Below are 11848 nucleotides of genomic sequence, written 5' to 3'. Positions count from 1 at the left end.
ATGAGTGCAACGCGTATTGGTATCGTCGGTGCCGGCGGCCGCATGGGCCGCATGTTGATCGAATCGACGCTCAAGGATGAGCGGGTGGTGCTGGGGGCCGCGTTCGGCCTGCCGGGCAGTCCGGAAGTCGGCAAGACAGCGGGTGAGCTGGTCGGCATGGCATGCGACGTCGTGGTCATCGACGATGTGGCAGCCGGCCTCAAGAATATCGACTGTCTGATCGATTTCACGCGCCCGGAAGGTACGCTCGAGCATCTCGCACTGTGCCGCAAGGCCGGGGTCGGCATGATCATCGGCACGACCGGCTTCGATGCCGAAGGCAAGGCGGCGATTGCCGCGGCCGCACAGGATATTCCCGTTGTCTTCGCCGCCAACATGGCGGTCGGCGTCAATCTGGTCTTCAAGTTGCTCGACGAAGCCGCACGTATCCTGAATCAGGGTTACGACATCGAGATCGTTGAGGCGCATCACCGCCTCAAGGTCGACGCACCGTCCGGTACGGCGCTGCGCATGGGTGAGGTGGTGGCCTCGGCGCTCGGTCGCGATCTCGCCGAGTGCGCGGTTTATGGTCGCGAAGGCGTGACCGGCGAGCGCGATCCGTCGACCATCGGCTTTGCCACGGTGCGCGGTGGCGATATCGTCGGCGACCATACGGTGATGTTTTGCGGTCTCGGCGAGCGCGTTGAAATCACGCACAAGGCGAGCAGCCGCATGCCTTACGCCCAGGGCAGCCTGCGTGCGGCGCGCTTCATTGCCGGTCGCAAGAACGGCCTGTTCGACATGCAGGATGTGCTCGGTTTGCGTTAGCCGCCATGAAATCACGTCTGCTGGCACGTCAGTTACAGGAAGTCTTCGGCGGCGAAGGTGAGCCGCAATTAAGGCAGTTGATTGGCGATGCCGGTGGTGGTGAGCAAAATGCGCTGGCCCAGGGGGTTGAAAAACTGGTCGGGCTGGTTGATTCGGCCTATAGCGCCTATGCCGGGCTGAATAACTGGCAGGCCTTGCTGTCCGGCGATGCGCTGACCGACTGGAATCTGCGCAGCGGCAATATCGAGTCTGGCCGGCAGTGGAAGGAATTGCTCGGCTATACGGTCGACGAGCTGGAAAACTCGATTTCCCAGTGGCAGAAACTGCTGCATCCGGAGGACCTGCGCGAGTTGCAGACCCGGATTGCCGCGCACACCCGGAGCAAGGAGCGCTATTTCCAGGCCGAATGCCGTCTCCGGGCGAAAAGTGGCGAATGGCGCTGGTTGCTGGTGCGCGGCGCGGTGGCGGCGCGTGATCCGGCGGGTGAGCCGATCCGCATGCTGGTCCTGCTGCGCGACATCAGCGCGGTGAAGGATGCCGAGGCGGCGCTGATTGCCGCCAAGGAAACGGCCGAGGCAGCCAACAAGGCGCGCGGTTCCTTCCTGGCCAACATGAGCCACGAAATTCGTACGCCGATGAATGGCATCATCGGCATGACCGAGCTGGCGCTCGATACCGAGCTAGATGCCGAGCAGCGGCATTATCTGAAAACGGTCAAATCGTCTGCCGAAGCCTTGCTGGTCATCGTCAATGACATCCTCGATTTTTCCAAGATCGAGGCCGGGAAGATGCAGTTCGAGTCGCTGGCGTTTTCGGCGCAGGATATCGTTCTCGAAGCGGCTCGCGTGCTGGCGGTCAGCGCGCACAAGAAGGGCCTGGAGCTGATCGTCGATGTGCGGCCGGAAGTGCCGTTGCGCGTGGTCGGTGATCCGAACCGTCTGCGTCAGGTCATCATCAACCTGATCGGCAATGCCATCAAATTTACCGAAAAGGGCGAAGTCGTTCTGGTCGTGGGGGTCGAGCAGGCGACGAGCGGTTCGGTTTTCCTGCGCTTTGCCATTCGCGATACCGGGATTGGCGTTCCGCTGGACAAGCAGCAGGCAATTTTCGAAGCTTTCTCGCAAGCGGATGTATCGACGACCCGGCGTTTTGGCGGAACCGGGCTGGGCTTGGCCATTTCGGCGCGTCTTGTCCAGTTGATGGATGGCAGGATCTGGCTGGAAAGCAAACAAGGGAAGGGGTCGACCTTCTTCTTTACGGCCCGGCTTGGCGTTGAAACCGCAGCGCCGGCTTCGGTTGCACCTGACGGTCGCTTCAAGGGCAAGCGGGTGCTGGTTGTCGAGGATAATCCGGTTGCCGGGCGTTATCTCGTGCAGTTGCTCGAAGCGCAGGGTATGCAGGTTTCCTTGCTGGCGGATGCGGGGGCTGCTCTTGATGCGATTGAGCGCTCCCGTTCGGTCGACTTTCCTTTTGACTACGTTTTTGCAGACGCCGGCATGGCGGCCCCGGTTGGCCTGGCTTTGGCGGAAAGCTGGAGTCAGGCGGGGCGTCCGGAAAGGCTGCTGATGATGCTGACGACCGAGAATCAGCGGCAGGATATGGCACGTCTGCGCGAGCTCGGTGTTTCTGCGCACCTGGTCAAGCCGCTCGGCCCGGGGGATGTGCTGGATGCACTGCAGCTTGCGAGCAAGAGTTCTGCGGATGCCGGTGATTTCGCTCTGGTCGATTTCAATACCGAGCTTGGCAAAGAGGAAGAAGGCCGCGTCCTGAATGTGCTGCTGGTTGAGGATAATCCGGTCAATCAGGAGTTGGCGCTGCGTTTGCTCCAGCAGAAGTCGCACCGTGTGGTGGTCGCCAATAATGGCGCCGAGGCAGTCGAGCAGTTTGACGAGAAGCATTTTGACGTCATTCTGATGGACATGCAGATGCCGGTGATGGGCGGTATCGAGGCCACGGAGGCGATCCGCTCGCGTGAAATGCGGCGCAGTTGGGTGGTTTCGCACGCTTTCAAGCCGGTCTATATCGTCGCGATGACCGCCAATGTGATGTCCAGCGACCGTGATCGCTGCCTTGAGGCGGGCATGAATGACTATGTCGCCAAGCCCTTGCGTTCGGACATGCTGTACGCAGCCCTGGCCAGAGCCTCCGGTCAGGCCGGTGATGTGCTTGAGGCACCGGTGGCGGCGCCTGAGGTTGTCGCTGGCGTGCAGCTTGATCTGCGCAGCGCCCTGCGCGATATCGGTGATGCGGATTTGTTTGCAACCATGGCCGGCATGCTGGTTGCCGAATGGGATGAGCATGTTTCCAGAGTCAGTGCAGCGGTACAGGCGGCCAATGCGCACGAGTTGCGCATGCATGCGCACACCCTGAAGAGCCTGCTTGCCATGTTCCATGCCGAGTCGGCGCGGCGGCGGGCGATGGATCTCGAGCAGGCGGCAATGTCGGTCGAAAGCGTTGATTGGCCGAACTGTCAGCTGATTTTCGCCGGCCTCGCCGAAGAAATGACCTGCCTGCGACCGCTCCTTGAGGACTATGTGAGAACTCGTGTAATCCCTTGAATTTGCCTGAAAAGCTACTTTTCGGCTAAAATAGGAAGGTTAAAAAGCACAAGCGGGAGGGCGCGAGCCTTCCCGCTTGGCACATGAATAAATAGAAATTTTAGGAGAGCCGGTCGTGTCATTGCTGCCCTCATTCATACCCGCCATTCTCGCCCTCGCCGACGGAACGGTATTCAAGGGCCAGTCCATCGGCGCTGATGGTGTTACCAGTGGCGAAGTGGTGTTCAACACCGCCATGTCCGGTTATCAGGAAATCCTTACCGATCCTTCCTATTGCCGCCAGATCGTCACGCTGACCTACCCGCATATCGGCAACACCGGTTGCAATGCGGAGGACTTCGAGTCCAACGCCAATTACGCTGCCGGTCTGGTCATTCGTGATCTGCCGCTGGTTGCGTCGAACTGGCGTACCCAGGACGACCTGTCGTCCTATCTGAAAAAGCACGGCATCGTTGCCATTGCCGGTATCGATACGCGCAAGCTGACCCGCATCCTCCGCGAAAAGGGCGCCCAGGCTGGCTGCATTCTGGCCGGCGAAATCGACGAGTCCAAGGCGCAGGCACTGGCCAAGGCTTTCCCTGGTCTGGCCGGCATGGATCTGGCCAAGGTGGTTTCCGCCAAGGAAAGCTACGCCTGGACCGAAGGCGAATGGACGCTGCAAGGTTATCAGCAAGGTCCGGCGCCGAAATTCCATGTCGTTGCCTACGACTTCGGCGTCAAGAAGAACATCCTGCGCATGCTCGCCCAGCGCGGCGTCAAGCTCACTGTCGTGCCGGCCCAGACGCCGGCGGCCGATGTCCTGGCACTGAATCCGGACGGTGTCTTCCTGTCGAACGGTCCCGGTGATCCGGAGCCTTGCGATTACGCCATTGCGGCGATTCGCGAGTTCCTTGAGCGTGGCATTCCGACTTTTGGTATCTGTCTCGGCCATCAGTTGCTGGCCCTGGCTTCCGGCGCCAAAACGCTGAAGATGAAGTTCGGTCACCACGGTGCCAACCACCCGGTCAAGGATGTGGATACCGGCCAGGTGCTGATCACCAGCCAGAACCACGGCTTTGCGGTCGACGCCGATTCTTTGCCGAAAAACCTGCGTGCCACGCACGTCTCGCTGTTTGACGGTTCCCTGCAAGGCATCGCCCGCACCGATGTGCCGGCTTTCTCCTTCCAGGGGCACCCGGAAGCCAGTCCCGGTCCGCACGACGTGGCTTACCTGTTCGATCGCTTCCTTGACACCATGACGCGTGGCGTTGCCGCGCTCAACAACGCGCAATAAGCGGCACAGAGAGAGATAAAGATGCCGAAACGTACAGACATAAAAAGTGTTTTGATTATTGGCGCCGGCCCGATCATCATCGGTCAGGCCTGCGAATTCGACTACTCCGGCGCCCAGGCCTGCAAGGCCCTGCGCGAAGAGGGTTACAAGGTCATCCTGGTGAATTCCAACCCGGCGACGATCATGACCGATCCGGAAATGGCCGACGTCACCTACATCGAGCCGATCACCTGGCAGGTTGTGGCCAAGATCATCGAAAAGGAACGTCCGGACGCGCTGCTGCCGACCATGGGCGGTCAGACCGCACTGAATTGCGCGCTCGATCTCGACCGCGAAGGCGTGCTCGAGAAATTCGGCGTCGAACTGATCGGTGCTTCCAAGGAAGCCATCGACAAGGCCGAGGATCGCCAGAAGTTCAAGGACGCGATGACCAAGATCGGTCTCGGTTCCGCCAAGTCGGCCACCGCGCACAGCATGGAAGAGGCTTACCAGGTGCAGGCCGTGATCGGCTTCCCGACCATCATCCGGCCGTCCTTCACGCTGGGTGGTACGGGTGGTGGTATCGCCTACAACATGGAAGAGTTCGAGACCATCTGCAAGCGCGGTCTCGAAGCCTCGCCGACCAACGAGCTGCTGATCGAAGAGTCGTTGCTCGGCTGGAAGGAATACGAGATGGAAGTGGTCCGCGACAAGGCGGACAACTGCATCATCATCTGCTCGATCGAAAACCTTGATCCGATGGGCGTGCATACCGGTGACTCGATCACCGTTGCGCCGGCCCAGACGCTGACCGACAAGGAATACCAGATCCTGCGTAATGCCTCGATCGCCGTGCTGCGCGAGATCGGTGTCGATACCGGCGGTTCGAACGTGCAGTTCTCGATCAACCCGAAGGACGGTCGCATGATCGTCATCGAGATGAACCCGCGCGTTTCGCGTTCGTCGGCGCTGGCTTCCAAGGCGACCGGCTTCCCGATCGCCAAGATCGCCGCCAAGCTGTCGGTCGGCTACACGCTGGACGAGCTGTCGAACGACATCACCGGCGGCAAGACCCCGGCTTCGTTCGAGCCGTCGATCGACTACGTTGTCACCAAGGTGCCGCGTTTCGCCTTCGAGAAATTCCCGCAGGCCGACAACACGCTGACCACGCAGATGAAGTCGGTCGGTGAAGTCATGGCGATTGGTCGCACCTTCCAGGAGTCGCTGCAGAAAGCCTTGCGCGGTCTGGAAGTCGGCGTTGACGGTTTCAACCTGAAATCGGTTGATCCGGAAACCATCGACGAACAACTGGCCCGGCCGACGCCGGATCGCCTGTGGTACGTCGCCGATGCCTTCGGCGTCGGCATGTCGGTCGAAAAGGTTTTCGAACTGACCAAGATCGATCCGTGGTTCCTCGTCCAGATCAAGGAAATCGTCGATCTCGAGCTGGAAGTGGAAAAGCGCGATCTGGCCTCGTTGACCGCTGAGGAACTGCGTTTCCTCAAGCGCAAGGGTTTCGCCGACCGCCGCCTGGCTTATCTGCTGAAAACCAGCGAGTCCGAGTTCCGCGCCCGTCGCCATGAACTGAACGTGCGCCCGGTGTACAAGCGTGTCGATACCTGCGCCGCTGAATTTTCGACCGATACCGCCTACATGTACTCGACCTACGAGGACGAGTGCGAGGCCAATCCGACCGACAAGAAGAAGATCATGGTGCTGGGCGGCGGTCCGAACCGCATCGGCCAGGGTATCGAATTCGACTACTGCTGCGTGCATGCCGCGATGGCAATGCGCGAAGACGGTTACGAAACGATCATGGTCAATTGCAATCCGGAAACCGTGTCGACCGACTACGACACCTCGGATCGCCTGTATTTCGAGCCGCTGACGCTGGAAGATGTGCTGGAAATCGTCGCCATCGAAAAGCCGGTCGGCGTCATCGTCCAGTACGGTGGTCAGACCCCGCTCAAACTCGCGCTGGCCCTCGAAGCCAATGGCGTGCCGATCATCGGTACGACGCCGGAATCGATCGACATCGCCGAAGACCGCGAACGCTTCCAGAAGCTGCTGCACGACCTCGGTCTCAAGCAGCCGCCCAACCGCACGGCGCGCACCGAAGAAGACGCGCTGCGTCTGGCGGCCGAAATCGGCTATCCGCTGGTTGTCCGTCCGTCCTACGTGCTGGGCGGACGCGCCATGGAAATCGTCCATGAGCAGAAGGATCTCGAGCGCTACATGCGTGAAGCCGTCAAGGTTTCGCACGATTCGCCGGTGCTCCTCGACCGCTTCCTGAACGATGCCGTCGAATGCGACGTTGATGCCCTCTCCGATGGCAATGAAGTCATCATCGGTGGCGTCATGGAGCACATCGAACAAGCTGGTGTGCACTCCGGTGACTCGGCTTGCTCGCTGCCGCCGTATTCGCTGTCGGCTGCCGTGCAGGACGAACTGCGCCGCCAGACCAAGCTGATGGCCAAGGCGCTCAACGTCTGCGGTCTGATGAACGTGCAGTTCGCGATCAAGGACAACGATGTCTACGTGCTGGAAGTCAATCCGCGCGCCTCGCGTACGGTGCCCTTCGTCTCCAAGGCGACCGGTCTGCAACTGGCCAAGATCGCTGCCCGCTGCATGGCTGGCCGTAGCCTGAAAGATCAGGGTGTAACCGCCGAAGTCATCCCGCCGTATTTCTCGGTCAAGGAAGCTGTTTTCCCCTTCGTCAAGTTCCCCGGTGTCGATACCATTTTGGGCCCGGAAATGAAGTCGACCGGTGAAGTGATGGGCGTCGGCGTGACCTTTGCCGAAGCCTTCGTCAAGTCGCAGCTCGCCGCCAGCGTCAAGCTGCCGACCAGCGGTCGCGTCTTCATGTCGGTCAAGGACAGCGACAAGGCCAAGGCAATCGAGATCGCCCGCCATCTGGTCGAAGCCGGTTTCCACATCGTGGCGACGCGCGGTACGGCGCATGCCATTGAAGCGGCCGGTTTGCCGGTGCAGCAGGTCAACAAGTTCACCGAAGGTCGTCCGCACATCGTGGATATGATCAAGAACAACGAGATTGCCCTGATCATCAATACGGTTGAAGAAAAGCGCCAGGCTGTGAATGACTCGCGTAACATCCGTACCTCCGGCCTGCAGGCCCGGGTTACGATGTACACGACGATCTGGGGTGCCGAGGCGGCAGCCGAGGGCATCCGCAATCTGGGTGAATTGGTGGTGTATCCGATTCAGGCACTGCACCAGCAGCTGCACTGAGACAAACCCGAAACCGCCGGGTGGTCCCCTTAGTGGGCGCCGGCGGTTTTGCTTTTGCTGGAATAAATGATGAATAAAATCCCGTTGACCGTGGCCGGTGCCGAAAAATTGCGCGAAGAACTGCATCGTCTGAAGACGGTGGAGCGTCCTTCGGTAATCGCCGCGATTGCGGAAGCGCGTTCGCATGGCGATCTTTCCGAAAATGCCGAGTACGATGCCGCCAAGGAGCGCCAGGGTTTCGTCGAAGGGCGTATCCAGGAGGTGGAAGGCAAGCTATCGAACGCCCAGATCATTGATCCGAAGCTGCTCGATGCCGATGGTCGTTGCGTTTTTGGCGCGACGATCGATATCGAGGACCAGGACTCCGGGGTTGCGGCGACCTATCAGATCGTCGGTGAAGACGAGGCCGACATCAAGTTGCGCAAGATCTCGGTGAATTCACCGATGGCGCGCGCCCTGATCGGCAAGTATGTTGGCGATATCGCCCAGGTGCAGGCGCCGGGCGGCATCCGTGAATATGAAGTGATTGACGTTCGTTACGAATAATTCGTGCGCAAGCTTTCCGAAGCGCTTTATCTTTTTTTGATTACGCTGTGGGTCGGTGGTCTGTGGGCCATCGGCTACATGGTGGCCCCGGTATTGTTTGCCAGCCTGGGTGATCGTCAGCTGGCCGGTGTGATTGCCGGCAAACTGTTTGCGCTGATCGGCTGGGTCGGCTTGGCGAGTGCGGCCGGTCTGCTGCTCCTGATGATTTCCCGGAGTGGTCTGCGGGCCTGCAAAAGTGCGCTGTTCTGGATCGTTGTCGGGATGGCGCTGATGACGGCGGCCAGTCAGTTCGGCATTCAACCCCTGATGGTTCAACTCAAGGCGGATGCCATGCCGCGTGAAGTCATGGAGAGTGTGCTGCGCGACCGCTTTGTTGCCTGGCACGGCATTTCCAGCATTCTCTATCTGTTGCAGAGTTTGCTGGGGCTGTGGCTGGTGCTGTGGAGCAGTCGCGGGCTGAAGTGATCAGCCTTGGAAGGCGCGCTTGCTTTTGCGTGGTGCGGCTGCCGGGCGGCGGGCCGGTGCAGGCTTGGCGGCTTTGGCGGCAGCGCTGCCAGCCGGAGCCGGACGGTATACGATAAGCAGCTTGCCAATATGTTGAACGGCGGCAGCGCCCAGTTCGGCGCAGATCTGTTCAAGATAGGCGAGGCGGTTTTCACGGCTGTCGCCATAAACGCGGATCTTGATCAGTTCGTGTGCCGTGAGGTTGACGTCGATTTCCTTGAGAACAGCCTCGGTGAGGCCATTTTCGGCAATGGAGACGACGGGATTCAGGTTGTGGGCACGGGCGCGCAGTTCGCGGCGCTCGATGGACGATAATTGCAGCATAGTAAACCTTTCAAAAACGGCATTTTACCGAATGAAGAGAACCAGGACCAGCAAAGCTTGGATGCGCGAGCATGTCAACGACACGTATGTGCAGCTTGCCAAGAAGGAAGGCTGGCGTTCGCGAGCCGCTTTCAAGTTGATGGAGATGGACGACAAGGACAAATTGCTGCATGCCGGCGAGGTTGTTGTCGACCTGGGAGCGACCCCCGGCGGCTGGTCGCAGGTCGCGGCCAAGCGGATCGGCGAGAGCGGCATGGTGGTTGCGCTCGATCTGCTCGAGATGGAACCCATCCATCGCGTCGAGTTCATTCAGGGCGACTTTCGTGAAGACGACGTGCTCAGGCAACTCGAAGAAAAACTTGATGGGCGTCGGGTGGGGCTTGTAATGTCCGACATGGCACCCAACATGTCGGGAGTGCCCCTCGTCGATCAGGCGCGGATCATGTATCTGGCCGAGTTGGGTCTGGAATTTTCCAAGGCCCATTTGAAACCGGATGGCGCTTTTCTGGTCAAAGTGTTCCAGGGAACGGATTATGAAAGTTTTCTTCGCGCCATGCGCGAGGCTTTCAAGACGGTTGTGGTCCGTAAACCCGATGCCTCGCGCGATCGCAGTGCCGAGCTTTATTTGCTCGGTCGTGTGTTGCGCTGATAGTTGTGTATAAAATGGCGTTTTTGTCGTTCGACGCCGTCGAAGGAGAGCAAGCTTGAACAACATGTTCAAAAACCTCGCAATCTGGCTCGTCATCGGTCTGGTGCTGATGACGGTGTTCAATCAGTTCAATAGCCGTCAGGTTGCGACGGGGGCCGTCGAATACTCCCAGTTCATCGAAGAGGTGAAGCAGGGGCGGATCAGCAAGGTGGTCATGGAGGGCCGCACGCTGAAGGCGACGACCAATGACGGCAAGCGCATCACGTCGTACGCGCCGCCCGATCTTTGGCTGGTTTCCGATCTGCTGAAGAGTGGTGTCAAGATCGAGGCCAAGCCGGAAGAAGAACCTTCCTTCCTGATGAACCTGTTCGTCAGCTGGTTCCCGATGTTGCTGCTGATCGGTGTCTGGGTGTTTTTCATGCGCCAGATGCAGGGGGGTGGCAAGGGCGGGGCCTTCTCCTTCGGCAAGTCGAAGGCACGCATGATGGACGAGTCGACCAATGTCATTACCTTTGCTGACGTCGCCGGTTGCGACGAGGCGAAGGAAGAGGTTCAGGAAATCGTCGATTTTCTGCGTGATCCTTCGAAGTTCCAGAAGCTCGGCGGCCGTATTCCCAAAGGCGTGCTGATGGTCGGTAATCCGGGGACAGGCAAGACCCTGCTTGCCAAGGCGATCGCCGGTGAAGCCAAGGTGCCGTTCTTCAGCATTTCCGGTTCCGATTTCGTCGAAATGTTTGTCGGCGTCGGCGCGGCCCGTGTTCGCGACATGTTCGAAAATGCCAAGAAGCACGCGCCGTGCATCATCTTCATCGATGAAATCGATGCGGTTGGCCGCCATCGTGGCGCCGGCCTTGGCGGCGGTAACGACGAGCGCGAACAGACTCTGAATCAGTTGCTGGTCGAAATGGACGGTTTTGAAGGTCATACCGGCATCATCGTCATTGCCGCGACCAATCGTCCGGATATTCTTGATCCGGCGCTGCTGCGTCCGGGGCGTTTCGACCGTCAGGTTGTCGTGCCGCTGCCGGATATCCGCGGCCGCGAAGAAATCCTCAAGGTGCATATGCGCAAGGTGCCGATTTCCGGCGACGTCAAGGCCGATATCATCGCGCGTGGTACGCCCGGTTTCTCCGGTGCCGATCTGGCCAACCTGGTCAATGAAGCTGCCCTGTTCGCGGCGCGCGGCAACAAGCGCCTGGTGGATATGGATGATTTCGAAAAGGCCAAGGACAAGATCATGATGGGCGCCGAGCGTCGCAGCATGGTGATGTCCGAGGAAGAGAAAATGAATACGGCTTACCACGAGTCCGGTCATGCCGTGGTCGCCAAGGTCATGCCGAAGTCGGATCCGGTGCACAAGGTCACGATCATTCCGCGGGGTCGCGCGCTTGGTTTGACCATGCAGTTGCCGGAGCAGGATCGCTATGCTTATGATCGTCAGTATCTGATGAGTCGTATCGCCGTGCTGTTTGGCGGCCGGATCGCTGAAGAGTTGTTCATGGACCAGATGACGACCGGGGCTTCGAACGATTTCGAACGGGCAACTGCGATGGCGCGCGACATGGTTACCCGCTACGGCATGTCCGATCTCGGCGTGATGGTGTACGGCGAAAATGATGGTGAGGTTTTCCTTGGTCGTTCGGTAACGCAGCACAAGAATGTTTCCGAGGCGACCATGCAGAAGGTTGATGCCGAAATTCGTCGCATCATTGACGAGCAGTACGCCTTGGCCCGCAAGATTCTGGAAGAGAACCGCGACAAGGTTGAGGCCATGACAAAGGCCTTGCTGGAGTGGGAAACCATTGATGCCGAGCAGATTGACGACATCATGAATGGCAAGCCGCCACGCCCGCCCAAACCGACCCAGATGAAGCCGCGCTCTTCGACGCCGGACGACTCTGCCGGCGCCGAGCCGAGTGCAGCAGCTGCAGTCTGAGTTTCTGATTCGTTGATACAGCC

Annotated in this window: 9 protein-coding genes; 8 read left to right on the top strand and 1 reads right to left on the bottom strand. The window is 59.5% G+C overall.

Annotated elements, in window-relative coordinates:
* The 6 genes from dapB to KI612_RS15620 all read left to right on the top strand — a co-directional run bounded on the left by dapB (nucleotide 1) and on the right by KI612_RS15620 (nucleotide 8877).
* On the top strand, nucleotides 1-807 hold the full coding sequence (gene dapB, locus KI612_RS15645; RefSeq protein WP_226440993.1) for a 4-hydroxy-tetrahydrodipicolinate reductase: 807 nt from the start codon (nucleotides 1-3) through the stop codon (nucleotides 805-807).
* A 5-nt stretch (nucleotides 808-812) separates the two neighbouring features.
* A complete protein-coding gene (locus tag KI612_RS15640; protein WP_226440992.1) occupies nucleotides 813-3365 on the top strand; it encodes a PAS domain-containing hybrid sensor histidine kinase/response regulator in 2553 nt (850 codons plus the stop codon).
* 124 nt (nucleotides 3366-3489) lie between these two features.
* Entirely contained in the window at nucleotides 3490-4638 is a 1149-nt protein-coding gene (carA, locus tag KI612_RS15635) for a glutamine-hydrolyzing carbamoyl-phosphate synthase small subunit (RefSeq protein ID WP_226444270.1), read from the top strand.
* Between the two features lie 21 nt (nucleotides 4639-4659).
* The gene (carB, locus tag KI612_RS15630; protein WP_226440991.1) at nucleotides 4660-7866 is read left to right on the top strand and encodes a carbamoyl-phosphate synthase large subunit; all 3207 of its coding nucleotides are present in this window, start codon (nucleotides 4660-4662) and stop codon (nucleotides 7864-7866) included.
* Nucleotides 7867-7935: 69 nt separating this feature from the next.
* Nucleotides 7936-8412: a transcription elongation factor GreA gene (gene greA, locus KI612_RS15625; RefSeq protein WP_226440990.1), complete on the top strand. Its 477-nt coding sequence runs from the start codon at nucleotides 7936-7938 to the stop codon at nucleotides 8410-8412.
* Between the two features lie 3 nt (nucleotides 8413-8415).
* Nucleotides 8416-8877, top strand: coding sequence for a DUF4149 domain-containing protein (locus tag KI612_RS15620; protein ID WP_226440989.1), 462 nt, complete (start codon nucleotides 8416-8418; stop codon nucleotides 8875-8877).
* Here the strand turns inward: KI612_RS15620 and KI612_RS15615 are convergent, their stop codons facing one another.
* Entirely contained in the window at nucleotides 8878-9240 is a 363-nt protein-coding gene (locus KI612_RS15615; protein ID WP_226440988.1) for a YhbY family RNA-binding protein, read from the bottom strand.
* Nucleotides 9241-9271: 31 nt separating this feature from the next.
* On the opposite strand from KI612_RS15615, the gene rlmE reads away from it, so the two are divergent.
* The gene (gene rlmE, locus KI612_RS15610) at nucleotides 9272-9889 is read left to right on the top strand and encodes a 23S rRNA (uridine(2552)-2'-O)-methyltransferase RlmE (RefSeq protein ID WP_226440987.1); all 618 of its coding nucleotides are present in this window, start codon (nucleotides 9272-9274) and stop codon (nucleotides 9887-9889) included.
* Between the two features lie 55 nt (nucleotides 9890-9944).
* Complete coding sequence (ftsH, locus tag KI612_RS15605) at nucleotides 9945-11825, top strand: ATP-dependent zinc metalloprotease FtsH (RefSeq protein ID WP_319002957.1); 1881 nt, start codon at nucleotides 9945-9947, stop codon at nucleotides 11823-11825.
* Nucleotides 11826-11848 lie beyond the last annotated feature (23 nt).

Source organism: Quatrionicoccus australiensis (genome assembly GCF_020510525.1).
GTDB classification, from domain to species: Bacteria; Pseudomonadota; Gammaproteobacteria; order Burkholderiales; family Rhodocyclaceae; genus Azonexus; species Azonexus australiensis_B.
The sequence above is the reverse complement of the archived record's forward strand: the minus strand, read 5'-3'. Positions and strand labels throughout refer to the sequence as shown.